The following is a 24,466-nucleotide window of genomic DNA, read 5'->3' on the forward strand; positions in this document are numbered from 1 at the left end:
CGGCACGCGCCCCGCCTCACGACCGCGCTCCGCGCGGATCCCGCTTCTCCCAGCCCTCGGCCCACAGGTCGAAGCGGGCCTGCTGCTGGGGGAACTCCGCGGCCGCGTCGGTGTCCAGCTCCACCCCCAGTCCGGGGGCGTCGGGAAGGGAGAAGTAGCCGTCCACGACCTCCGGCGCCCCCTTGACCACCTTCTTGATCTCGGCGTCCGCGAAGTCGTTGAAGTGCTCCAGGATCTTGAAGTTCGGTGTGCAGCCGGCCAGTTGGAGGGAGGCGGCCGTCAGCACCGAGCCGCCCACGTTGTGCGGCGCGACCAGCATGTAGTGGGTCTCGGCGGTGGCGGCGAGCTTGCGGGTCTCCAGGATGCCGCCGATGTGGCCCAGGTCCGGCTGGATGATGTCGGCGGCCTGGGACTCGAACAGTTCGCGGAACTCGATGCGGTCGTGGATGCGCTCGCCGGTGGCGATGGGCATGTCCACCTTCTCGGCCACCTTGGCCAGCGCCTTGAGGTTCTCCGGCGGCACCGGCTCCTCCAGCCAGCTCGGCCGGAACGGCTCGACCTCGCGGGCGATGCGGACGGCCGTGGCGGGACTGAAGCGGCCGTGCATCTCCAGCAGCAGCTCGCACTCCGGACCGATCGCGTCCCGCACCGCCTCCACCAGCGCCACCGAGCGCAGCGTCTCGGCGTGGTCCAGCTCGAAGTGGCCGGTGCCGAACGGGTCGAGCTTGAGCGCCCGGTAGCCGCGCCCGACGACCCTCAGCGCCGCTTCGTGGAAGGCCTCCGGGGTGCGCTCGACGGTGTACCAGCCGTTGGCGTACGCCTTGACCCGGTCGGTCACCCTCCCGCCCAGGAGCTGCCACACGGGCACGCCCAGCGCCTTGCCCTTGATGTCCCAGCAGGCCATCTCCACGCAGGCGATGCCGGACATCACGATCTCCCCGGCCCGCCCGTAGTCGCCGTACTTCATGCGCCGGACCAGGTCCTCGACCGCGAAGGGGTCGGATCCGGCGATGTGGTTGACCTCGGCCTCGCGCAGATAACCGACCAGGGCGTCGGTGTGCCCGAGCATCCGGGTCTCGCCGACGCCGGTGAGCCCCTCGTCGGTGTGGACCTGGACGTAGGTCAGGTTGCGCCACGGAGTACCGACGACATGTGTGCTGATCCCGGTGATGCGCACAGCGGCTACCCTTCTCTGTCGTTCGATATTTCGTCAGACGTTCGAAATGCTGGCGCGAATGTAATGACGAGGCTCGACCGGCGTCAATGGGGCGGACGCGGATTTCCGCCGCTCAGGCGGGCGGACGCTCGGCGGTGACCTGCCGGTGGGCGATCTCGGCGAGCGCGCGCTGGCCTTCCGGTCCGGGGTGGAACCAGTCCCAGGCACTCAGCTCGCGGGCGGTGAAGCGGTAGCCGTGCACCGCCCCGCCGTCGTGCCGGCAGCGCGCGTCGCGCTCGCAGACCTCCGCCAGCGCGGCGTTGTACGCCCGCACCCGCGCCGACACCTTCGCCCGCCGCTCCGCCGCCGCGGCGTCCGAGGTCTGCGCACCGCCCAGCATCGACGGGCAGATGCCGAGCTTCCACACCTGCGCGGCCACCGGGTGGGACCGGCCCAGGGACCACAGCCGCTCCAGGTCCGGCACGCCGGCCACGTACACCTGGGTCTTCGGCGAGGCCCGGCGAAGGGTGCGCAGCGCCTCGGCGAAGTCGGCGCGGAACTCCTCCACCGGCGTCATCCGCTCCACCGTCGGCCGGCAGGCGTCGTTCGCGCCGATCAGCACCGTCACCAGCTCCGGCCGGTGCGCCGCCGCCTCGCGGGCCTGGGCGGGCAGCTCGGCCATCAGGGCGCCGGAGCGCGCGTGGTTCCAGGTCGCGGCGGCCGGGACGCCCAGCCGCCGCGCCAGGCTGTCCACCTCCGGGGAGGTGCCGGTGGCCCAGGAGGCCTCGGGGCAGTCGTCCAGCAGTGAGCAGGCGTCGAAGGCGCGGGTGATGGAGTCGCCCAGGGCCGCCAGCGAATCCGGGCCGGTGTCCCACGAGGGGGAGGTCGACGGAGAGGGGGAGGGGCGGGCGCCGGCGGACGCGCCCCGGGAGTGCGGCGCACCACCGCCGGAGCCGTCGCACGACACGGCGAACACGACGAGGGCCACGGTGGCGGCGACCGCGGCGCAGACGGCGGCCGGCAGCCCCGCGCGGCGGGCACGTCCGGCCGGTGGACGGCCGGACGGCGTGTTGTCTCGCACGTGTACTCCCTCCGTTCCGTCCTGTGTCCCGGTGGGGTGATGGTTCGGACGGGTGGGTTGACCGCCTCGGCCGACGGTACGTCACCCCATGGGTGCCGTGGCACGGTAGCTTTTGCCATGACGGTCCGAAAATGGCCGCCGGACACGTTTGACAGATTACATCGCGTCACTTGCTGTCCCTTTTAGGGAGAATCGGCACGGATAGTGTTTACTGTTCGTAACTTCGGGAGCCGGAGGACACGTGACCGATGGGACAAGATGTCAACCGGTGACCCGGCGCATGGCCGGCAGGGATTCGAGGCCGCCACGGAAGGTCGCACTCGAACCACACAGGAGGTCCCGGTGACGACACGTGGAGTTCTGTACGTCCACTCCGCCCCCCGCGCGCTGTGCCCGCACGTCGAGTGGGCCGTGGCGGGAGTACTCGGCGCCCGCGTCAGCCTCGACTGGATCAAGCAGCCCGCCTCACCGGGCACCTGGCGTGCGGAGCTGTCCTGGCAGGGTGAGCCGGGCACCGCCTCGAAACTCGCCTCCGCGCTGCGCGGCTGGCGCATGCTCCGCTTCGAGGTGACCTCCGAGCCCTGCTCCACCGCGGAGGGCGAGCGCTACAGCTCCACTCCCGAGCTGGGCATCTTCCACGCGGTCACCGGCATGCACGGCGACATCCTCATCCCCGAGGACCGGCTGCGTGCCGCCGTGGACCGCGCCGCGCGCGGCGAGACCGAGCTGGAGGCCGAGATCTCCAAGCTCCTGGGCAAGCCCTGGGACGACGAGCTGGAGCCCTTCCGCTACGCGGGCGAGGGCGCCCCGGTGCGCTGGCTGCACCAGGTGGTCTGACACCGGGGCGGCCGCGCGGCGACGCGGCCGTACCCACCGGGCCCGGAGCCCACCCGGGCCGTACGCCCCACCCGGACCGTACGCCCCGCACGGCCGAGCCCGGCGGACCGGACGGTGCCCGCCCGTCCCCCGGCGCCGGTGCCACGGGCGCGGTGACGGCTCACGGCCTCCCGCGCCGGCCCGGCCTCCGCCTTCTGTGACCGACTCCCGCCCGGCTCCGTGTCCTCCGCACGCCCGAGGGCCCGCCGGACGGTGTCCGGCGGGCCCTCGGGCGGTGCTCAGGCCTGTTCAGGCCGTGCTCAGGCGGTGTTCACGCCGTGCGGAAGGCCACGACGACGTTGTGGCCGCCGAAGCCGAAGGAGTTGTTGATCGCCACCAGCGGGCCCTCGCCCAGCGAGCGCGGTCCGCCGGTCACGATGTCGGCGTCGATCTCCTCGTCCAGGTCGTCGACGTTGATGGTCGGCGGCGCCGTGCGGTGGTGCAGCGCCAGCACCGTCGCCACCGTCTCGATGCCGCCCGCGCCGCCCAGCAGGTGACCGGTCATGGACTTGGTGGCGGAGATGGCCACGTGGTCCAGGTCGGAGCCCAGCACCTTGCGCAGCGCCTTGATCTCGGCGACGTCGCCCTGCGGGGTGGAGGTGGCGTGCGCGTTCAGGTGCGCGACCTCCGAGGGCTTCAGGCCGGTGGCCTCCAGCAGGCTCTGCAGGGCGTCGGAGATGCCCCGGCCGGTCGGCTCGGGCTGCGCGATGTGGTGGTTGTCCGCGGACAGGCCCTGGCCCAGCACCTCGCAGTAGACCTTCGCGCCGCGCCGGGCCGCGTGCTCGGCCGACTCCAGCACCACGACGCCCGCGCCCTCGCCGAGCACGAAGCCGTCGCGGGCCTTGTCGTAGGGGCGCGAGACCTTCTCCGGGTCCCCCTCGTTCTTCGACAGCGCCATCATGTTGGCGAACGCCGCGATGGGCAGCGGGTGGATGGCCGCCTCGGTGCCGCCCGCGACGACCACGTCGGCGCGTCCGGTGCGGATCATCTCCACGGCGTAGCCCACCGCCTCGGCGCCCGAGGCGCAGGCGCTGACCGGGGTGTGCACGCCCGCCTGGGCGCCCACCTCCAGGCCCACGTTGGCCGAGGGGCCGTTGGGCATCAGCATCGGCACGGTGTGCGGGGAGACGCGGCGTACGCCCTTCTCCTTGAGCACGTCGTACTGGTCGAGCAGGGTGGTGACGCCGCCGATGCCGGAGGCGACGACGGCGCCGAGCCGGCCCGGGTCCACCTGGCCGTTCTCCCCGGCCCTGCCCTCGAAACCGGCGTCCGCCCACGCCTCGCGGGCCGCGATCAGCGCGAACTGCGCCGAGCGGTCCAGCTTGCGGGCGAGCGGACGGGGCAGGACCTCGGACGGGTCGACCGCCGCCTGCGCGGCGATCCTCACGGGCAGTTCGGCCGCCCACTCCCGCTCCAGGGCCCTGACCCCGGAGCGGCCGGCGAGCAGGCCCTCCCACGTCGATGCGCTGTCGCCACCCAGCGGTGTGGTTGCGCCGATACCGGTGACGACCACGGTGTGGTGGGTCGCGTTCACAGGAATTTCTCCACTGGTAGGGGAAGTGCGGTCATCCGCCACCGCGGAACGGGTGGCGACAAACGCTTCAACGGGCGTGCGGACCGGTCAGTCCTGGTGGTTGAGGATGTAGTCCACCGCGTCGCCGACGGTCTTGAGGTTCTTGACGTCGTCGTCCGGGATCTTGACGCCGAAGCGCTCCTCGGCGGCGACGACGACCTCGACCATGGACAGCGAGTCGACGTCCAGGTCGTCGGTGAAGGACTTCTCCAGCTGGACGTCCTCGGTCGGGATGCCTGCGATCTCGTTGACGATCTCGGCGAGACCCTCGACGATCTCTTCCTTGGTGGCGGCCATGGTGGCGCTCCTTCGTGTTGTGTTACGCGTGGTGTGTTGCGGTCCGGTGTGCTGCGATGCGGAACATCCGGCTAGGGGAGGGTAACGACCGTCGCCGCGTAGACGAGACCCGCCCCGAAGCCGATGACGAGTGCGGTGTCCCCGCTCTTCGCCTGCCCGGTCGCCAGCAGCCGCTCCATGGCGAGCGGAATGGAGGCGGCCGAGGTGTTGCCGGTGGTCTCCACATCGCGGGCGACCGTGACGTGCTCCGGCAGTTTGAGGGTCTTCACCATCGAGTCGATGATCCGCATGTTGGCCTGGTGCGGGATGAAGACGTCCAGGTCGTCGGCGGTTATGCCGGCCGCCTCCAGCGCCTGCTGGGCGACCTTGGCCATCTCGAAGACGGCCCAGCGGAAGACCGTCTGGCCCTCCTGGCGGATCGCCGGGAACTTCTCGACCTCGCCCTCGCGGTAGTCGTCCCACGGCACGGTCTGCGAGATGACGTCCGCCTTGTCGCCCTCCGAACCCCACACCGCGGGGCCGATGCCGGGCTCCTCGGACGGGCCGACGACGACCGCTCCGGCGCCGTCGCCGAAGAGGAAGGCGGTGGTGCGGTCCGTCAGGTCCGTCAGGTCCGACAGCCGTTCGACGCCGACGACCAGCACGTACTCCGCGCTGCCCTCCACCACCAGGCCCTTGGCGATGGTCAGGCCGTAGCCGAAGCCCGCGCAGGCCGCGGAGATGTCGAACGCGGCGGCCTTGCCGGTGCCCAGGCGGTGGGCGACCTCGGTGGCGATCGAGGGCGTCTGCTTGAAGTGGGAGACGGTCGAGATCACGACCGCGCCGATCCGCTCGGGGCCGATCCCGGCGTCCGCCACCGCCTTGCCCGCCGCGGCGAGCGTCATCTCGGCGACGGTCTCCTCCGGTCCGGCCCAGTGCCGGGTGGTGATGCCCGAACGGGAGCGGATCCACTCGTCGGACGAGTCGATGTGCTTGAGGATCTCCTCGTTGGGCACCACACGGGTCGGACGGTAGCCGCCGACACCGAGGATGCGCGCGTACGGCGCGCCCTTCGCGGGCCTGATCTTCGCGGTCATGCTCTCGGAGCTCCTATCGACTGCTGTCCGGCTACTGGGCCGTGGGAGAGGCGTGCTCGGCGATCAGCTCACGGGCCGCGTCGAGGTGCTCGGGGGTCTTCAGGGCCAGGGTCCTCACACCCGGCAGGGCGCGCTTGGCCAGGCCGGTGAGGGTGCCGCCGGGGCACACCTCGATCAGCGCGGTGACGCCCATCGCCTTGAACGTCTCCATGCACAGGTCCCAGCGCACCGGTCCGGCGACCTGCCGCACCAGCCGCCGCACGATCTCGCCGCCGTCGGCGACCGCCTGCCCGTCCCGGTTGGAGACGTAGGGCACGCGCGGGTCCTTGGGGGCCACGCCCTCGACGGCCTCGGCCAGCGCGTCGACGGCCGGGGCCATGTGATGGGTGTGGAAGGCGCCCGCGACGGACAGCGCCTTGACCATCCGCGCCCCCTCCGGCTTCTCCTCGGCCAGGGCGGCGAGCTGCTCCACGGTGCCGGCGGCGACGATCTGGCCGGCGCCGTTGACGTTGGCCGCGGTCAGGCCCAGCCGCTCCAGATGCGCCGTCACCGTCTCCGGGTCCCCGCCGATGACGGCGGCCATACCGGTCGGGGTGACGGCGGCGGCCTCGGCCATCGCCCGGCCGCGGGTGCGCACCAGCGCCATCACGGCCTCGGGGGTGAGGACTTCACCGATCGCGGCGGCGGTCAGCTCGCCCACGCTGTGGCCCGCGACGGCGCCGAGGGAGTCCAGCGGGACGCCCTCCAGCAGCGCCTGCGCGGAGACCAGTCCCGCGGCCACCAGCAGCGGCTGGGCCACGGCCGTGTCGCGGATCCGCTCGGCGTCCGCCTCGGTGCCGTAGTGCACCAGGTCCAGGTCGATGGCGGCCGACCACTCACGCAGCCGGTCGGCGACACCGGGGAGTTCGAGCCAGGGAGTCAGGAAACCGGGCGTCTGGGCGCCCTGTCCGGGAGCGACGAGTACGAGCACTCTCACACTCTCTCTTGTCGACGGAGGTCCACGCCGGTGGGGACCAGCACGAAGAACGGTCAGGGGAATTGTGGGAGGCCGACAAAACCGATGGGCATGACTATATCTGCCCGCCCCCGTCTGCCAGACGACCCAGGATCAGCGCGACGCGCAGCGTGAACGCCGAACGGACGTCCGAGGGAGACCATCCGGTGACGTCCGTCACACGTCGCAGCCGGTAGCGAACGGTGTTGGGGTGCACGAACAGCATCCGCGCGGCCCCCTCCAGACTGCTCGCCTGTTCCAGATAAACACTCAAGGTCTCCAGGAGAGCGGCTCCGGCCTCCTGGAGCGGTCTGTAGATCTCCTCCACCAACAGTGCGCGCGCGGTGGGATCCGCGGCCATCGCGCGCTCGGGCAGGAGATCGTCCGCCAGCACCGGGCGCGGCGCGTCCGGCCACGCGGCGCACGCCTTCAGCCCGGCGGCGGCGGCCTGCGCCGAACGCGTCGCCGACAGCAGGTCGCCCACCACGGGGCCGGCCACCACCGGGCCCGCGGCGAACGGGCCGATCAGCGACTTGGCGACGTGCAGCGGATCGTCCGAGCCGCCGGCGATGACCACCAGCCGGTCGCCCAGCACCCCGGTCAGCACCTGGAGTTTGGCGTGCCGGGAGGCGCGCCGGATCGCCTCCACCGTCAGCTCGCTGTCCCCGTCGGGCGCGGTGCCCAGCACGACGGTCACATGCTCGGGGGAGCTCCAGCCCAGCGCCGCGGCGCGGGAGACGGCCCCCTCGTCGGCCTCCCCGGAGAGCACCGCGTTGACCACCAGCGACTCCAGCCGCGCGTCCCACGCGCCGCGCGCCTCGGCGGCCTGCGCGTACACCTGGGCGGTGGCGAAGGCTATCTCGCGGGCGTAGACCAGCAGCGCCTCGCGCAGCACGCTCTCGTCCCCGGGCGCGGCGACCTCGTCGATCGCCGCCTCCACGACCTCGATGGTGGTGCGGACCATCTCCACGGTCTGCCGCAGCGTGATCGCCCGCGTCAGTTCGCGCGGCGCGGTGCCGAACACGTCCGTACTGATCGCCTGGGGCGTCTCGGGGTGCCGGAACCACTCGGTGAACGCCGCGATGCCCGCCTGCGCCACCAGGCCGATCCACGACCGGTTCTCCGGCGGCATCGCCCGGTACCAGGGCAGTTGCTCCCCCATGCGCGTGAGGGCCGCGGCGGCCAGCTTGCCGGAGGACTGCTCCAGCCGCCGCAGCGTCGCGGGGTGCGGATGGGGGCGCTGCTTGTCGGGTGCTGGTGTCTGAGTGGGTTCTGGCACGGGACAAGACTGCCCTATTGGTACGGCCGTATGGGTGGCGGGTGTCGGATCCGTACAACGAAAGGGGGTAGCGGCGGGGGTGGGGACGCGGCCGGGGCCGGCCCCTGGGCCCGTGTCAGGCCCAGGGGAGCCGGGAGCGGCGGGCCCAGTACTCGCCCGGCGCCTCGGCGAGCCCGGCCAGCCGGGCCAGGTGCCCCTCGTCCAGGCGCACCTCCACCGCGCGCAGGTTGCTCTCCAGTTGTCCGGCGGTCGCCGCGCCGGACAGGACGGTGCCCGCCCACGGCCGGTGCAGGACCGCGGCCAGCGCGACGGCGTCGGGGGACGCGCCCGTCTCGCGGGCGACCGTCTCCAGGACGGCCAGGGGGCGGGAACCGGGCTCCAGCAGCCGCCCGTTGGCCAGCCCCTCCTTGACGATGACCGTGCGGCCCGCCTCGTACGCCTCGGCCAGGGCGGGCCCGGCCGACGGCTCCAGGAGGTTCCAGGTGGCCTGCACGCTGCAAAAGAGCGGCTCACCGTCCACGGTGACCTCCAGCGCGGCCCGTACGGCCTCCCCCTGGTCCGGCCCGCTGGTGCTCACCCCCACGGTGACGCCCTCGGCGGCGAGCGCGGCCAGCCGGCGGTGCAGGGCCGCGTCGGTGAGGGCGGGGCTGCCGGGGGTGACGGAGTGGACCTGGTACAGGTCCAGCCGGTCGCCGAGCAGGGCCCGGGTCTCGGCGAGCTGCCGGTCGTAGGTGGCCGGGCTGTGGTCCTTGACCTCGTGCACGGGCGCGTCCACCGACCAGTCGGCGGTGTAGGTGTAGCCCCACTTGCTGCCCACGACCAGTTCCTCGCGCCGGTCGCCGCCGGCGCGCAGCCAGTCGGCGAGGAACTCCTCGGCGCGGCCGTAGGAACGTGCGGTGTCGATGTAGCGCACCCCCGACTCCCAGGCGAGGTCGAGCAGTTCGCAGGTGCGGCGGCGCAGCTGAGCCACCGTCCGCCCGGTGGGCAGATCGCGCCCGCGCCCGAGGTTGATGTAGCCGGGACGGCCCACGGCGGCCAGCCCCAGCCCCATCCGCGAGGCAGGCGTGCGGTGCGGGCGAGCGGGATCCAAGGTCACGGTCGTCGGCCTCCCCGGTGTGCGGCTGCGTGCCCGCCCAGGCTATGCGGCTGTGGGGGCGCGGGGCGGGGAGCGGGGCCGGAGGAGGCGGTGGAGCCCGGCGACGAGCCGGAGGGCCGCGGTGCCAGGCAGCGGCAGGTGCGGCGGCAGCCCGGCCGCCCGTGCCCCGCACGGACCGACGGTCTTACAGGGGTCGCGACTTCCCGAACGCGAAGCCCCGCCTCGTTCTCGGACGACTCAGTTCGTCGGCCGCCACGGTGAGACAGGCGGCGACCAGGACGACGTTCTTGATGATGTACTGCCCCTCCATGGTCGGTACCACCGAGTCGCTCTGCCACATCTCGCCGGGAAGGACGAAGAGTGCGGAGAACACCCCGGTCATATGGGCGAAGAAAGCCGCGAGAGCCGGGCGGAGGAGGAATCCCGTGGTGAGCCCGGTCCCGATCGCCAATTCGCACAGCGCCAGTGACATACGCACCGTGTCCGGCTGCATCAGACCGAAGGTGAGTTTCATGGCCGCTCTGACGGCGACACCTTCCGCGGGGCTGGTCGCCGGAAACAGCTTCAGTGCCCCGAACCAGAGGAACACCAGACCCACCGAAATCCTCAGGATCGCGGTGCCGTGGCACTGGAACCGGCCGGCCAGACCGCGTAAGCGGACGGCTCTTCGCGAATCTCCCGGGGCGGCGGTTCCGTGTGCGTGCTCCGTTCGCTCCGAGAGAGCTCCGCTTTCCCCCGGGAGGGGAGAACTTCGGAGAGGACTCCGCCCGTCGGAATTCTTCGACATCGTCCGCACTCTCCCGTGATTCGGTGCTCGCCGGTGAAACCGCCGTACCCGCGGTTCATACGAGCGCTTCCCGTGCCGGTGATCACCGGCGTGCCGGGCTCCGCCCGGACACCGGACGCCCGGAACGCCGGGAACGCCGGGCGGTGGGCCCGGGGAAGGCCGCGGCCGGCGCTGCCGGAGGGGCGTGATGGGCGCTGTGCCGCCCACCACGCCCCGGTGCCGGCCGGCCGGCGGAGGCGGCCACCGGCCCCCGCGTCAGCGGATGGAAACGTCCACGCAGGCGTAGAAGGCGTTCGGGGTGTCGGCGATGTTCCACACCGCGAGCACCTTCTGCTTCCCCGTCAGGCTGCCGAAGTTCACCTGGTGGGTGACGGTCGAACCCGGCCGTGCGCCGCCGTCGTCGAATTCCGCGATCTTCCGGCCGCCCGCGTAGTACTGCCAGGTGCTGGTGGCGTGGCGCGCCGTCAGGCGCCAGTTGAAGCTTGTGGTGCGGCTGACCGGGGTGACTCGCCAGCCCTTTCCGTCGTTGTCGAGTTCGGCGAATGCGGCGTTACCGCCGCTGCAGCTCATCAGGCCCTTGGGGCCCTCGACGCTCTGCGGTTCGTACTTGATCGGGCCGCAGGGGACGATTCCCGCGGCGCACTGGGCCTGCCGGCTCGGGGGCGAGGAGACGTAACCGTGCGCGTTCGCGGTACCGGCCGGCAGGGTCACGGCGAGAAGCGGTGCCATTCCCGCTCCGATCGCCGCGGCGAGCATCTTCCTGTTCTTCATGTCGGCTCCTTCGGTCGGAGGCCCGGATTTCCCCCGACGGGCCTCACCTGGGCAGCGCAAGGACGAGGAAGCGCACTCGCGTGGGCGCGGCGACCGATCGTGGGGGCACCGGCAGACGACACTCCGCGGCACGTTTCTTTTCCCTGCTTGGTCTAGACCATACTCTTTGATGGTCCTCGGTCAAGGGGTAGGGCGGACGAACCGTTACTTCCGCGAACCGACGCGTAACCTCGCTGGAGGGCGACGGGCCGGTACCCGGCACCGTCGACCGCACGGATCCGCGGACCCGCGAGGCGGCCGCGTGCCCGCCCGGGCTATGCGGCTGTGACCGGGCGGAAGCGAGGCCGGGCGAGGAGGTGCACTCCGGCGGCGGCGAGCTGGAGGGCCGCGATGCCAAGCAGCGGGAGGTACGGCGGCAGCCCGGCCGCGGCCCCGGCGAGAGCCGAACCGCAGGCCGCCGCCGAGATCTTCAGCCCGGCCCCGATGGTGAAGACCTGGGCCCGCACCCCGGGCGGGGAGTGGTCGGCGCGGATGCGCAGCGTGGCGCTCAGCAGCGGCCCCTCGAAGACGCCCGCCACCGCGAACAGCGCCGTCTGCACGGCGAACGAGGGCGCGGCAGCGGCGGCGGCCAGCCCCAGGCCCGCACCGGTCAGGCAGAAGGGGACCAGGCGCCGGGCGGGGAAGGAGCGCAGCCACCGGGCCACCGCCAGGGAACCCGCCAGTGCCCCGAGCGCCAGTGCCGTCATCAGCACGCCTCCGGCGTCCGGGCGGCCCCGGTCGCCGGCGAGGAGCACCGCGGTGGTGGTCAGGCCGCCGACGCCGACGAAGGCCAGGGAGGTGGCTGCGGTGACCGCGCGCAGCTCCCGCACGCGCCACACCGTCGCCAGGCCGGCCCCGAGATCGGACCGCAGCGCCGTCCGGGACTCCGGGCCGGGCGCCGTGGCCCTGTTCCCGTTCCCGCCCGCGCCCGCGCCCGCGTCCGTCCGCCCGTACGGCAGCGCCGCCGCGGTGACGGCCGCGCCCGCCGCCGAAGCGGCCAGCAGCACCACGGCCGGGGCGGGCGAGGCCAGCGCGGCGACCGTGCTCACCAGGGCGGGGCCGGCCACCGAGACGGCGTTGTAGGTGGCCGCGTCCAGGGCGTATGCGCGGTCGCGGTCCGCCCCCTCGGGCACCAGGCGGGCCACCAGAGCGGACAGTCCGCCGGTGGCCACCGGACCGCAACCGCCGCCGAGGGCGGCGACGGCCAGCACCACGGGCAGGGGCGCGCGTCCGGTTGTCACCGCCAGCGCCGCGATGCCGGCGGCGAGGCCGCCCAGCGCGCACAGGTAGAACAGCCGGGGGTCGCGGGCCCGTTCGGCCAGCGCCCCCGTCAGCGGCGCGGCCAGTACGTGCGGCGCCATCCAGGCGGTGAGCACGAACGCGCCCTGGGCGGCGCTGCCGGTGCGGTGCAGCGCCAGCATCACCACGGCCACCGCCATGCCCTCCTCGGCGAGCCGCGCGAGGAAGGCGGTGGCCAGATAGGGCCTCAGCCCGGTGTGCGGGCGCACAGGCACCTCCAACACGTAACGCCATTTTGGAAAAAGACGTTACCCTGTGCGGGGCGGTGAGGGGAGAGACATATGAACGACGTGGTCACCGGACGCGGATTCCAGCCGGCCCGGCGGCTGGTCGATCTCGCCAACGCCCTCCGCGCCGACCCGGAGCTGCCCCGGGAGGAACTGGCAGGACTGCTCGTCCGCCACGGTGAGCGGCCCGAGGACCTCGCCGAGGAGGCGTTCCCGCCGGCCTGCGCGGCCGAACTGCGCTCCGCCGTCGCCCGTATGACGGCCGTACTGGCCGAGACCGACACCGGCCGGGCCGCCCGCGCACTCAACGCGATCCTCGCCGAGTGCGGTGCCCGCCCCCGCCTGACCGACCACGGCGGACGCGACCCCTGGCACCTCCACGTCGACCGGGACGAGGACGCGGGCTGGGCCGACTGGTTCCTGGCCGCGAGCGCCCTGGCCCTGGCGCAGATCGTCACCGAGTACGGCCGCGTCGCCTGGGGCGAGTGCGCCGCCCCCGGCTGCTCCGCGTACTACCTGGACACCGGTCCCGGCAGCGCCCGCCGCTACTGCTCCGCCACCTGCGCCTCCCGCGCCCGCGTCGCGGCCCACCGCCGCCGCCGGAGGGAAGAGGAGGGCAACCCGGCCGACCGGCGGGAAGGGCGAGGTGGCGCGAGGTGAGCGGAAGAGTCGTCCGCCTTCCGAGAGCGGCGGCGGTCAGCGAGGGGCGTGCTCTCGGAGACCGAAAGCGGTCAGGTGCCGGACGGCGAGGTCATCGCGCGATATGCCCGGGCGCTGAGCGGCAGTCTCACGGCGGTCGCCGTCTTCGGCGACGGCGACCTGCGCAAGGTGGGTGAGCCCGGCCGCTCGTCCGCACGGCGGGACCCGCGGAATCCGTGGGGAAAGCCGCTCCGGACGGGCCGGGAAAGGCACTGCGGCGGTCTTCGGCGGGCATGCCGGCGAATGACTTCACCGGGCCGGGGGTGTGCCCCTGGCCGCCCCCGGCCGGCCCCTTCAGGCGGTCGCGTACGGGGCCGGGCCCGGGGGAGTGGGCTGTGAGCTGCCGGACGCCGAGCTGTACCGCCCGTCCGGCTCCTCCAGCTACTCCGGCTCGCCCGTTCCACCCGGCCTCCACGGCGGTCTGGCCTACACACCGCAGTCGCTGCGCCGGATCTTCTCCGGGCTGACGGAGGTCGAGTCGCGCCGCATGCGCGGCGAACCGCCCGAGTCCCCCCGCTTCGGCGAACCCTTCCTGTGGACGGCCCTGTTCCGCCGGGCGGCGTGAGGGCGGCGGCCGTCGTGTGGGATGTCCGGCCGTCCGCGTACCGTGGAGGAATGCTGCACATATGGCGCGATGCGGACCGTTATCGGGGCGGGGACCCGGCGGCCGGCATCGAGACACGGCACGCCTTCTCCTTCTCCGGCTTCTACGAGCCGTCCAACACGCGCTTCGGGCTGCTGGTCGCCTGCAACGAGGAGCGCCTCGCACCGGGCGCGGGCTTCGCCGAGCACCCGCACGCGGACGTGGAGATCGTCTCGTGGGTGGTCGAGGGAGAGCTGACCCACGAGGACTCGGCCGGCCGCCGCGTGACCGTGCGGCCCGGGGACGTGCAGCGGCTGAGCGCCGGCCGCGGCATCCGGCACGTGGAGCGCAACGCGGGGGGCGAGCCGCTGCGGTTCGTGCAGATGTGGCTGGTGCCGGGGGTGTTCGGGGGCGAGGCGGAGTACGAGGTCGTGCGCGGCATAGCGGACGGCACCCCGTACGCCCTGGACCGTGCCGACGCGGTGTTGCACGTGCGGCGGCTGGGCGCCGGGGAGCGCACCGCGGTGCCGGACGCGCCGTGGGTGTACGTGCACGTGGTGCGCGGCGGGCTGCGCCTGGACGGTGAGTCGCTGGAGGCGGGCGACGCGGCGCGGATCACGGACGCGCAGGGGCTGGAGGCGTCCGGAGGCGGGGCCGGGGCCGAGGCGCTGGTCTGGGAGATGCACTCCGAGCCGTCCTACGGCTGAGACCGCCCCTCCACGGCGGGCTCCACGGCGGAATCCCGTACGGCCGGCTCCGGGGCCGGGAGCGCGCCGGAGCAGGTGGCTCGCCCGTAGGACCCGAAGGCGGTGGAGCGCTGGACGTGCCTGCCGCGGATGGCGAGGGCGCAACTGGCCTCGCCGCCCTTCTCACCGAGGAGGATGCTGACGGTGGGCTCCTTGCCCAGGGGCACCTCCACGGTCTTCTTCCACGGCAGCGTCACGTCCGAGGCGACGGTCGCCTTCCCGGCCTCGCTGCGGGCTAGATAGGTGATGTCGGCCGTGCCCTCCCCCCGGACCTCGTAGGTGACCTCGGCGGTGGGGACGGCCTGCTCCCCGGGTTCGTCCTCGGTGTTCAGGACGCCGTAGCCGACGAGGCCGGCGCAGGCGAGCGCCAGGGCGGCGGCGACGGCCACCACGCGCCGGTCCACGCCCCGTTCGGACGTGCCCTCCGCGGTTTCGCCGCCGGCGGAATCGGCGGGACCGGTTTCCGGGATTTCCGTGGCATCGGATTTCTCCGCGCTTCCGGCCTTGCCGGTGACCTCCGTGACCTCCGGGACATCCGGCGCCGGATTGTCCGGGCGGCCGGGCGATTCCCCGGGCCGCGCATGCGCCCGCGTGCGGTCCTTTTCCTCGTCCGGTGTGTCCGGGGGCCCGGACATGTCCTTGCTCATGACGATCCCCTTCCGAGAACGCGGACATGCGAACACGGCGTTCTACACCATGCGCGACGCCCGTGGCCAGTGAGGGAACAAAGCATCCCAATCCGCCCCATCGGTCCGTCTTGGTCTGCGGCGATGAGGTGCCGAACCTGCGAAGTGCCCCTTATATCGGCACGCTTGACGGGGGATCTGAAACACGCGTAGAACCCTCCGTCGGCTGCGAGAGCCGTCGTGACCGGCGGGCGACGCATTCCTTGGCGGAATCCCTTTCCAGGGGTTCCTCCTGGGGGTGCGTCGTCCAGTCCCCACGCCGTAACGCCGATTTCACGGCCATGTTCCGTCCGTAGGCCGCCCCGTTTTCCGGGGTGGTTGCTTCGGCCTGCCCGCATTCCGCGCGTACGCGAGCGCGGGAGACGCGGGGCCGGCCGGGAAAGGAATTCGGCAGGATGAGAAAGCGGTACCGAAGACTGCTTTCCGGACTCGTCGTGTCGGCCGTCATGGGCACCCTGCTGCCGCAGGTGGCGTACGCGGCCCCGGCGTCCGGAGACGGCGACGACGGCGGCAAGGGCGTCGTAGACACCGTCGCGGACTGGTTCTCCGGCGACGAGGACGACGGCGAGGCGGCCCCGCCCGCCGACGGCAGGGCGGCGCTGCCCAGCCGCGAGAAGCTCCCCAGGGGGAAGAAGGCGCCGGCGGCGAAGCGCGTCAAGGAGCTGACCGGCAAGCGCACCGCGCACGCCCGGTTCTGGCAGCTCTCCGACGGGCGAGTCGAGGCCGAACTGTCGGCCGTCCCCACCTCCTACCGCTCCGGGTCCGGCGAGAAGGCGGAGTGGAAGTCGATCGACACCGCGGTGCGCCCCAGCGACGCCGAGGGGTTCGAGTTCGCCAACACCGCCAACACCGGCCGCAGCTGGTTCGGCTCCGACCCCAGGCGCCTGATGCGCTTCGCCAACGAGACCGGCCAGGGCGTGACGATCGGCCTGCAGGACGCGACGGGCGCGAAGCTCAAGCCCAGGGCCGAGGGTGACACCGTCACCTACGCCGGCGCCCTGCCCGGAGCCGACCTGTCCTACGAGGTGGGCCCGGGCCGGGTGAAGGAGAACATCACCCTGGCCGAACGACCCGACGAGCCGGTGTCGTTCACCTTCACCCTGGACGTCGACAAGCTCACGCCCAAGGCGCGCGAGGACGGCTCGATCGCCTTCTACGGCGAGCACCCCGGCGTGCCCGTGATGGAGATCCCCGCCGCGTACATGACCGACGCGCGCAAGGACGCCTCCTCGCCCTACGGGTACGCACACAGCAACGACGTCACCCAGAAGCTCACCCGCCACGGCGACGACTGGCGGCTGACGGTGACGCCGGACGCCGACTGGCTGGCGGCGAAGGAGCGGCGGTACCCGGTGGTCGTCGACCCCACCGTCTCCATCGCCCCCACGCCGGCGCAGTCGCAGGACGTGATGGTCCTGTCCGACCAGCCGTCGGTCAACTTCAACGCCAACTGGAAGCTCGCGGCCGGCCGTACCGACACCGGAACCGCCCGCTCGCTGATCAAGTTCCCGCTGGACGAGATCCCCGCCGGGGTGGAGGTCGACTCCGCCCGCCTGGAGATGTACTTCGACCAGACCCACACCACCGGCGGCACCGACGTGCCCGTCCGGGTGCACCGGGCCACCGGGGCGTGGGACGAGTCGACGGCGACCTGGTCCAGCACCAGCTCGCTGGTGGGCGAGCTGTCGGGCACCAGCGTCCAGGTCGACGACGGCGACCCGGCCACGGCCGCCTCCGGCTCCTGGCCCGCGTCCGGCTCGACGCTGACGCAGTACGCCGTCGGCGGCGACTACCGCTACAACAAGGACGGCACGGCCGGGGACACCTACGCCTGGCAGCCGAAGGTCGAGGACACCGCCACTTACCGGGTGGACGTCCACTACGTCGCGGCCACCGACCGCGCCACGAACGCCCCCTACACCGTCACCCACCGCGACGGCTCGGCGACGTACACCGTGGACCAGTCGGCCGGCACGGGCGGGCAGTGGACCTCACTGGGCGGCGGCAAGCAGCTTCCCTTCACCAAGGGCACCACCGGCAAGGTCGTGCTCGGGGACGGTCCGGCCTCCACCTCCACCGCCGTCATCGCCGATGCGGTGCGGCTGGTGAACCCGGCCGAGATCTGGAAGAACGTCGGCGAGTACAACCAGTGGCACAAGTTCCCCGTCACCGACACCGTGCAGAAGTGGGTCTCGGGCACCGCGGCCAACCACGGCTTCGTGATCAAGGCGCGGGACGAGTCCTCCTCCGGCCCGCTGGGCGGCCCCCGCTACGAGGCGGCCGACGGCGACTACGGCGGTGAGACCTCGACCTACCCGCGGCTGACCGTCACCTGGGGCAAGACCGGCACCGCGCTGGACTCCCCGACCGTCGTCCACGGCACCGGCCCGGAGCTGCACTGGAAGGCGTACAAGAACACCAGCGGCGACTCCGGTCTGGACATCGTGGAGTACCAGCTGCACCGCTCCACCCAGCAGACCTTCACCCCGTCGGCGGCCACCCTGGTCGCACCGGTGGACAAGGCGGTCACGTCCTTCACGGACACCACCGCGACCCCGACACCCGCCGACCACGCGGACGAGATCGGGCGGTCGTACTACTACCAGATCGCGGTCAAGACCAAGAGCGGCGAGCTGCTCGGTTCGCCCACCCGGGTCGTGGGCATCCCCAAGGCCGGCCGCACCATGAAGCTCATCCAGGCCGGGCAGAGCGACACCACCCTCTCCAGCGCCCAGCCGGACACCAACCAGGACACCATCGAGTCCTGGGGGTCGGCCAGAAATGGCTGAGCGTCGGCAACAACTCCGCCACCTACGGCACCACCCGCTCGGTGCTGGAGTTCCCGACCTCCGACATCCCCACCAGCGCCACCGTGCTGGAGTCCCGACTGTTCCTGTGGGCCTCGCAGACCACCACCGGCAGCGACGGGGCGGTCTACGAACTGCGCCCGCTGACACGGGCCTTCGACGAGACCACCGCCACCTGGAACAAGGCGTCCTCCTCCACCGCCTGGAGCAGACCCGGCGGCGACTACGGCTCCACCGTCTCCGACACCACGGCACAGTGGGGCAACGAGGTCGGACGCCACTGGTGGGACGCCACCTCGATGACGCAGGGCTGGGTGAGCGACCCGGCCGCCAACAAGGGCGCGATGCTCAAGCTCGCCGACGAGTCCTCCACCGGCCCGCAGGAACGCAGCCTGTTCCTGTCGGCGGAGGCCGCCGACCCGCAGCTCCGCCCGCTGATCCGCGTCATCTACGTCGACTCCACCGCCGAGAAGACCTACTACGCGCCGCAGACGCCGTCCCGGATGATCCCCGGTGACACCGACACCGTCGAGGTGACGGTCACCAACACCACCGGCTCGGAGTGGACGGCGACCGGACACGAGCTGTCCTACCGCTGGGCGCTGCCGGACGGCACCGACGCCACCACCGGCGGCAACCAGATCGCCACCGCCCTGCCGAGGAACCTCGCGCCGGGCGAGTCGGCGACGGTGCGGGCTCAGGTCAAGGCGCCGATCAACTCCGACTCCGGCAACAAGCGCCTGGACCACGTGCTCACCTGGGACGTGCGGAACAAGAGCACCGGCGCCTGGGTGTCGGACGGCGGAGGAGTCCCCGGGCTGGCCCAGCACATGGCGGTGGAGGACCCGACCTCCAACCAGCTGGGCCTGGAGAAGTTCTACTCCTACGCGGGCAAGAACACCGGCGCCGGCTCGACGGTGATGAACAACCTGTACGCCGGCAACAACGTCTGGTCCTACAACGCGTTCTCCAACCCCGGCCGAGGCCTGTCCACCTTCGCCCGGTTCTCCTACAACTCCCAGGACACCTCCGACACCGTCCTCGGCCACGGCTGGTCGGCGCAGCTGGCAGCCCCGATCCGTTCGGGCGCGGCGCTGGACTTCCACCCCAACCCCGACCCGACCACCGTCACCCTCCCCGACGGTGACGGCACCGCGCACACCTTCCGCAAGCAGGACGACGGCACCTGGAAGGCCCCGGCCGGGGTCCACTACCTGCTCCAGCGGAAGGCGGGGGTGGACTGCAGGCCGTCGGCCGACGGCGACCCACGTGCCTGGTCGATGACGCGGCCGGACCGCACACAGTTCTTCTTCGACTGCGACGGCTACCTGTCGGCGATCACCGACAAGAACGGCAACACCCAGACCTACACCTACGAGGAGCGCCGCTCCAACAACAAGCCGGTCAAGTTCCTGAAGTACATCACCGACCCGGCCGGCCGGCAGACCCTGACGGTCGACTACTACGACAAGGGCCAGGACTACCCCTACATCGACGACGCCGGTGCCAAACAGTCCGGCACCAACCTGACCAGCCCGAAGATCATCGACCACATCGCGTCGATGACGGATGTCTCCGGGCGGAAGCTGACCTTCGTCTACAGCGACAAGGGCCTGCTCGGTGAGCTGACCGACGGCGCCGGCAGCACGCAGCCGAAGGTGTTCCGCTTCACCTACGACGCCACGCAGGGCAACAAGAACGTCAAGCTCGTCAAGGTCACCGACCCGCGCGGCAACGCCACCTCCTTCGACTACTACGACCCCAGCGAGGGGGATGACCCGAAGTTCCACTGGGCGGCGCAGACCATCACCGACCGCCTCGGGCACGACACCGGCTTCGTCTACACCGACCCCGACGGCACGGCCGGCTCCACCATCCAGACCCGGGTGACGGATGCGGAGGGCAACGCCTCCACCTACCTCCAGGACGGCTACGGCCGCCCCACCCAGGTGACCAACGCCAAGTCCCAGACCACCAAGCTGTCCTGGGACGCGGACAACAACGTCACGCGCCTGGAGGAGAACAACGGCGCGGTCACCACCTACGCCTACGACCCCAAGACCGGCTACCCCACCGAAACCAAGGACGCCGAGGCCAACGCGGCCGGCACCCCGGGCACGACGATGGAGTACGCCACCTCGCTCAACGGCCATGTGGCCGACCTGTGGCGCAAGGTCTCCCCGGAGGGCCGTACCTGGCAGTTCGGCTACGACACTTTCGGCAACCTGACCTCGGTCACCGACCCCAAGGGCACCGCCACCACCACCGCCGACGACTACACCACCACCTACACCTACGACACCCACGGCCGACTGAAGACGGCCACCGACGCAGGCGGCAACACCACCACCCACGGCGAGTTCGGCCCGACCGGCTACCCGGCGCTGATCACCGACGCGCTGAACAACACCACCTCGTTCGTCTACGACGAGCGCGGGCAGGTGCTGGAGAGCACCGACGCGCTGGGCAAGACCACCACGCAGACCTACGACGTCTTCGGGCGTCCGCTGGTCTCCACCGTGCCCAAGGACCAGGACGCCGGTGAGCTGATCACCACCCCGGCCCCGGTCTACGACGCCAACGACAACATCACCGAGTCCACCGCGCCCAACGGGGCGGTCTCCACGGCCGTCTACGACAGCGCCGACCAGCTCACCTCGGCCACCGCGCCGAAGGACACCGACACCTCGGACGAGCGCAGGACGACCTACGCCTACGACAGGGTCGGCAACCTCCTGACGACCACCGAGCCCAAGGGCAACCTGACCACCACGGCCGGCGACTACACCACCACCCACGCCTACGACGCGATCTACCAGCTCACCTCCGTGGTCAACGCGGCGGGCGACAAGATCAGCTACAGCTACGACGACGTCGGCAACCTGGTGAAGGTCACCGACCCGAAGAAGAACGCCAGCACCGATACCGGCGACTTCACCACCGCCTACGCCTACGACCTCAACCACCGCGTCACCACGGTCACGGACGCGGCCGGCCACACCACCTCGCGCGCGTACGACAAGGACTCCCTGGTCGTCTCCACCACGGACGCCGAGAACAACACCACGCTCGTCACCTATGACGAGCGCGGCATGACCACCGAGGTCAAGGTCCCGCACGCCAAGGACGCCTCGGGCACGATCACCTACCGCACGACGAAGTACGAGTACGACGAGGTCGGCAACCGCACCAAGGTGATCACCCCGCGGGCCGTGGCCGCCGGGACGACGGAGGCCTTCACCGCCCGGACCGAGTACGACGCGCTGAACCGCCCGGTCAAGCAGTTCCAGCCCTACGACCCGGACGACTCCCGCTACAACGACCCCAACGTCTACACCGAGACGGTGTACGACGCGGCCGGCCGGGTGAAGTCGACCTCGCTGCCGCCCTCCCAGGGGCAGTCGGTCCGCAACACCACCACCTACACCTACTACGACCACGGTCTGGTGAAGTCCTCCACCGACCCGTGGGACATCACCACCACCTACGACTACAACGACCTGGGCCGGCAGACCGCCCGCACCCTCACCTCGGCCGGAGGCTCCTCCTCCCGCACGATGGGCTGGAGCTACTACCCCGACGGCAAGCTGAAGTCCCGCACCGACGACGGCGTGCCGGTCGGCCGGCACGTGGTGCTGGTCGACAACTCCGACACCCACAACACCGACTCCACCGGCACCTGGACCACGGCGGACGCCGACGGCCAGCAGGGCTACGACCACGCCACGCACGCGGCCGGCACCGGCACGGACGCCTTCACCTGGACCCTCAACATCCCCGCCGACGGCACCTACACCGCCTACGTGAAGTACCCGCAGGCGGCGGGCGCGGCCACCTCCGCGACCTACACCGTCACCCACGCCTCGGGCACCACCGAGGCGACGGTGGACCAGACCAGCGGCGCCGGCACCTGGGTCTCCCTGGGCTCCTACACCTTCACCCAGGGCAACGCGGCCAAGCTGGAGCTGTTCGAGAACGATGGCGGCACGGTCGCCGCCGACGCGGTGAAGCTGGTGCGCGACACCAGCGGCGAGACCGACACCGAACAGCGCGACTTCTCCTACACCTACGACGCCAACGGCAACCTCACCCAGATCACCGACGGCTCCTCCGGCGCCGACATCGACACCTACCGGATCGCCTACACCGGCCTCAACCAGGTCCACCAGGTCGAGGAACTGGCCGCGGGCACGGTCAAGGAGACCACCTCCTACACCTACGACCCCAACGGCCTGGCCAAGACGCTGACCAACCCCGACCAGTACTCCGCCTACGGCTACGACATCCGCGACCTGGTCGACGAGGTCTCCGTCGGGACCAGCCCCCTCGACACCGACCCCAAGGTCACCACCTTCACCTACACTCCCCGCGGCCAGAAGCTGCGCGAGACCAAGGACAACGGCAACACCGTCGACCACACCTACTTCCTCGACGGCGCGCTGAAGACCCAGGTGGAGAAGAAGGCGGGCGGCACCCTGGTCTCCTCCCACACCTACGCCTACGACCCCAACGGCAACAAGGCGCGGGACGTGGCGAAGAAGATGAACGCCGACGACCACACCGCCTACCTGGAGTCCACCACCGACTACACCTACGCCCCGGTCGACCGGCTGGCCACGTCGGTCAAGACCGGCAACGGCGCCGGCACCGACACCTACGTCCACGACGCCAACGCCAACGTCATCAGCCAGACCGTGGGCGGCACCACCACCACCTACGCCTACGACCGCAACCGGCTGCTGAGCGCCACCGCCGGCGGCTCGACCGCCTCCTACGACTACGACCCGTTCGGCCGGCTGAGCTCGGTCACCTCCGGCGGCCAGATCATCGAGTCCAAGACCTACGACGGCTTCGACCACGTCACCGAGCACACCAAGCTCGACGACACCGGCGCGCGGAAGACCACCACCTACACCTACGATCCGCTGGAGCGCACCGCCTCCAAGACCGCCGACGGCACCACCACCGACTTCGACTACCTCGGCCTGTCCGGCGAGGTACTGGATGAGGAGGTCGCCGGCAAGGTCACCAAGTCCTACCAGTACAGCCCCTGGGGCCAGCGCCTGTCCCAGACCAAGCACAACGCCGACGGCACGGCCGAGGACGGGTTCTACGGCTACAACGCCCACACCGACGTCGAGACCCTCACCGACGCCACCGGCGACACCAAGGCCACATACGGCTACACCGCCTACGGATCCAACGACACCTCCGAGTTCACCGGCATCGACAAGCCCGACCCCACCGACCCCACCAAGGAGGCGTACAACCCCTACCGATACAACGCCAAGCGCTGGGACTCCGCCACCGGCACCTACGACATGGGCTTCCGCGACTACAGCCCCGGCCTGAACCGCTTCACCACCCGCGACATGTACAACGGCGCCCTGGCCGACATGTCCCTGGGCACCGACCCCTTCACCTCCAACCGCTACGCCTTCACCGCCGGCAACCCCATCAGCCGCATCGAACTCGACGGACATCTTCCCTGTGCTGATGGAGTCAAGGCATCCTGTGGCATCGCTGCGGCTGGTGGTGCTGCATGTCTGATGGCCTGTCTGGCGAACCCTAATCCAGGAGCTTCTAAACCTCGCGCGAGCATACCCAAGGTAGATAATGGGAAATTGCAAAACATCATCGAGGAACTCTACCTGCGAAAGGGGGAGAATAAGGGCCTGGGGGATGGGAGAACATCGACGGCACTAATCCAGGAATTCAACACAGGAAAGCCCGCCAAGGACGGATCGCGGAGATGGCACCTGGAGAAGGCGTCAAATAAACTGGCTGGACTCGCCTCCCTCCTGGAGGAAGACCGAAAGAGCCGAGAGAAGGGTAATGCACTCCTCTCCGACGCCGACTTGAAGGTAGCACGCAAAGAGGCAGCGGACCTATTCGATGCACTCAACTCGAATGATGTCACCGGCAAGGTGTCCCAGATGGTTCAGAATGATGCCGAGCTAAGGAAGACTCTGGTTACCAACAGAGAGAGGGTTTTGAAGGCGCAGTCGTTGAGCGACATCACGGGCCAGGATTTCAGGGCCGTCGGCAGGAATCCCGCTCCCAAGCCGCATGGAGAGCCCAAGAATGTTCGGGGGTTCTACAAGACCTTTGGCATAGCGGGAACAGGGCTTGGGCTCTTGCAGGCGCCAGAGTACATCAGGGAGTACGGCTGGATTGATGGCAGTTGGGAGATGATCAGGGACGGCATGGATCCCTTCGGGCTCCATGACCTACTAGATCCGCAAGGACCGGCTCCTATGGCGTAGGAGCGATGGCGCACCCGGGTACCCGGCGTGGTGTGCCAGAGTGGTGGCGGCCCGTTCTCATGGAAGCATGACCGGGCCGCCGCCGTCGCGCCCTAGCAGTCCTGGTATTTCGATACTACCTTGAGGTG

General features: G+C 71.1%; 17 protein-coding genes and 1 pseudogene. 6 read left to right on the plus strand and 12 right to left on the minus strand.

The window, feature by feature from the left end; all coding sequences use genetic code 11:
- Positions 1–16: 16 nt before the first annotated feature.
- A complete protein-coding gene (locus tag BMY40_RS02005) occupies positions 17–1,177 on the minus strand; it encodes a mandelate racemase/muconate lactonizing enzyme family protein (protein WP_093654682.1) in 1,161 nt (386 codons plus the stop codon).
- Positions 1,178–1,289: 112 nt separating this feature from the next.
- Positions 1,290–2,237, minus strand: a complete 948-nt coding sequence (locus tag BMY40_RS02010; RefSeq protein ID WP_245769784.1) for an SGNH/GDSL hydrolase family protein — start codon at positions 2,235–2,237, stop codon at positions 1,290–1,292.
- A 342-nt stretch (positions 2,238–2,579) separates the two neighbouring features.
- Here BMY40_RS02010 and BMY40_RS02015 point away from each other — a divergent pair, with 342 nt between their 5' ends.
- Positions 2,580–3,074, plus strand: coding sequence for a DUF3145 domain-containing protein (locus BMY40_RS02015; protein ID WP_093654684.1), 495 nt, complete (start codon positions 2,580–2,582; stop codon positions 3,072–3,074).
- A gap of 310 nt (positions 3,075–3,384) precedes the next feature.
- Here BMY40_RS02015 and BMY40_RS02020 read toward each other — a convergent pair whose 3' ends face one another.
- The 9 genes from BMY40_RS02020 to BMY40_RS02060 all read right to left on the minus strand — a co-directional run bounded on the left by BMY40_RS02020 (position 3,385) and on the right by BMY40_RS02060 (position 12,548).
- Positions 3,385–4,647 carry a beta-ketoacyl-[acyl-carrier-protein] synthase family protein gene (locus BMY40_RS02020; protein WP_093654686.1) on the minus strand — a complete coding sequence of 421 codons (1,263 nt, stop codon included), beginning with the start codon at positions 4,645–4,647 and terminating at the stop codon, positions 3,385–3,387.
- Positions 4,648–4,734: 87 nt separating this feature from the next.
- Positions 4,735–4,983: an acyl carrier protein gene (locus tag BMY40_RS02025; RefSeq protein WP_093654688.1), complete on the minus strand. Its 249-nt coding sequence runs from the start codon at positions 4,981–4,983 to the stop codon at positions 4,735–4,737.
- 71 nt (positions 4,984–5,054) lie between these two features.
- Positions 5,055–6,059, minus strand: a complete 1,005-nt coding sequence (locus BMY40_RS02030) for a ketoacyl-ACP synthase III (protein ID WP_093654690.1) — start codon at positions 6,057–6,059, stop codon at positions 5,055–5,057.
- Between the two features lie 31 nt (positions 6,060–6,090).
- The gene (locus BMY40_RS02035) at positions 6,091–7,029 is read right to left on the minus strand and encodes an ACP S-malonyltransferase (RefSeq protein ID WP_093654692.1); all 939 of its coding nucleotides are present in this window, start codon (positions 7,027–7,029) and stop codon (positions 6,091–6,093) included.
- A 100-nt stretch (positions 7,030–7,129) separates the two neighbouring features.
- Complete coding sequence (locus BMY40_RS02040) at positions 7,130–8,332, minus strand: PucR family transcriptional regulator (RefSeq protein ID WP_093654693.1); 1,203 nt, start codon at positions 8,330–8,332, stop codon at positions 7,130–7,132.
- Positions 8,333–8,447: 115 nt separating this feature from the next.
- Positions 8,448–9,383 (minus strand): aldo/keto reductase, encoded by a 936-nt coding sequence (locus tag BMY40_RS02045; protein ID WP_093654695.1) that lies wholly within the window; start codon positions 9,381–9,383, stop codon positions 8,448–8,450.
- Positions 9,384–9,612: 229 nt separating this feature from the next.
- On the minus strand, positions 9,613–10,026 hold the full coding sequence (locus tag BMY40_RS02050; RefSeq protein WP_245769785.1) for a hypothetical protein: 414 nt from the start codon (positions 10,024–10,026) through the stop codon (positions 9,613–9,615).
- 444 nt (positions 10,027–10,470) lie between these two features.
- Positions 10,471–10,986, minus strand: coding sequence for a lytic polysaccharide monooxygenase auxiliary activity family 9 protein (locus BMY40_RS02055; protein WP_093654697.1), 516 nt, complete (start codon positions 10,984–10,986; stop codon positions 10,471–10,473).
- A 314-nt stretch (positions 10,987–11,300) separates the two neighbouring features.
- Complete coding sequence (locus BMY40_RS02060; protein ID WP_281250713.1) at positions 11,301–12,548, minus strand: MFS transporter; 1,248 nt, start codon at positions 12,546–12,548, stop codon at positions 11,301–11,303.
- 57 nt (positions 12,549–12,605) lie between these two features.
- On the opposite strand from BMY40_RS02060, the gene BMY40_RS02065 reads away from it, so the two are divergent.
- From BMY40_RS02065 to BMY40_RS02075, 3 genes and pseudogenes are all read left to right on the plus strand, one after another.
- Complete coding sequence (locus BMY40_RS02065) at positions 12,606–13,211, plus strand: CGNR zinc finger domain-containing protein (protein ID WP_093654699.1); 606 nt, start codon at positions 12,606–12,608, stop codon at positions 13,209–13,211.
- A 316-nt stretch (positions 13,212–13,527) separates the two neighbouring features.
- Positions 13,528–13,815: pseudogene (locus BMY40_RS02070) on the plus strand (hypothetical protein); the annotation flags it as partial.
- A 50-nt stretch (positions 13,816–13,865) separates the two neighbouring features.
- The gene (locus BMY40_RS02075; RefSeq protein ID WP_093654701.1) at positions 13,866–14,540 is read left to right on the plus strand and encodes a pirin family protein; all 675 of its coding nucleotides are present in this window, start codon (positions 13,866–13,868) and stop codon (positions 14,538–14,540) included.
- Here the strand turns inward: BMY40_RS02075 and BMY40_RS02080 are convergent.
- Positions 14,531–14,971, minus strand: coding sequence for a hypothetical protein (locus BMY40_RS02080; RefSeq protein WP_245769786.1), 441 nt, complete (start codon positions 14,969–14,971; stop codon positions 14,531–14,533). The two genes, BMY40_RS02075 and BMY40_RS02080, sit on opposite strands and share 10 nt — an antisense overlap.
- Positions 14,972–15,660: 689 nt before the next feature.
- On the opposite strand from BMY40_RS02080, the gene BMY40_RS29095 reads away from it, so the two are divergent.
- Positions 15,661–18,054, plus strand: coding sequence for a golvesin C-terminal-like domain-containing protein (locus BMY40_RS29095; RefSeq protein WP_425443057.1), 2,394 nt, complete (start codon positions 15,661–15,663; stop codon positions 18,052–18,054).
- Positions 18,055–18,095: 41 nt separating this feature from the next.
- Positions 18,096–24,338, plus strand: coding sequence for a golvesin C-terminal-like domain-containing protein (locus tag BMY40_RS02085; RefSeq protein WP_425443058.1), 6,243 nt, complete (start codon positions 18,096–18,098; stop codon positions 24,336–24,338).
- Positions 24,339–24,466: the final 128 nt, after the last annotated feature.

It is taken from the genome of Streptomyces radiopugnans (assembly GCF_900110735.1).
GTDB classification, from domain to species: Bacteria; Actinomycetota; Actinomycetes; order Streptomycetales; family Streptomycetaceae; genus Streptomyces; species Streptomyces radiopugnans.

Coding starts and splice junctions, on each gene's coding strand:
- BMY40_RS02025 (WP_093654688.1), bottom strand. CDS start 4,983: ATGGCCGCCACCAAGGAAGAGATCGTCGAGGGTCTCGCCGAGATCGTC.
- BMY40_RS02030 (WP_093654690.1), bottom strand. CDS start 6,059: ATGACCGCGAAGATCAGGCCCGCGAAGGGCGCGCCGTACGCGCGCATC.
- BMY40_RS02045 (WP_093654695.1), bottom strand. CDS start 9,383: ATGGGGCTGGGGCTGGCCGCCGTGGGCCGTCCCGGCTACATCAACCTC.
- BMY40_RS02055 (WP_093654697.1), bottom strand. CDS start 10,986: ATGAAGAACAGGAAGATGCTCGCCGCGGCGATCGGAGCGGGAATGGCA.
- BMY40_RS02065 (WP_093654699.1), top strand. CDS start 12,606: ATGAACGACGTGGTCACCGGACGCGGATTCCAGCCGGCCCGGCGGCTG.
- BMY40_RS02075 (WP_093654701.1), top strand. CDS start 13,866: ATGCTGCACATATGGCGCGATGCGGACCGTTATCGGGGCGGGGACCCG.
- BMY40_RS29095 (WP_425443057.1), top strand. CDS start 15,661: ATGAGAAAGCGGTACCGAAGACTGCTTTCCGGACTCGTCGTGTCGGCC.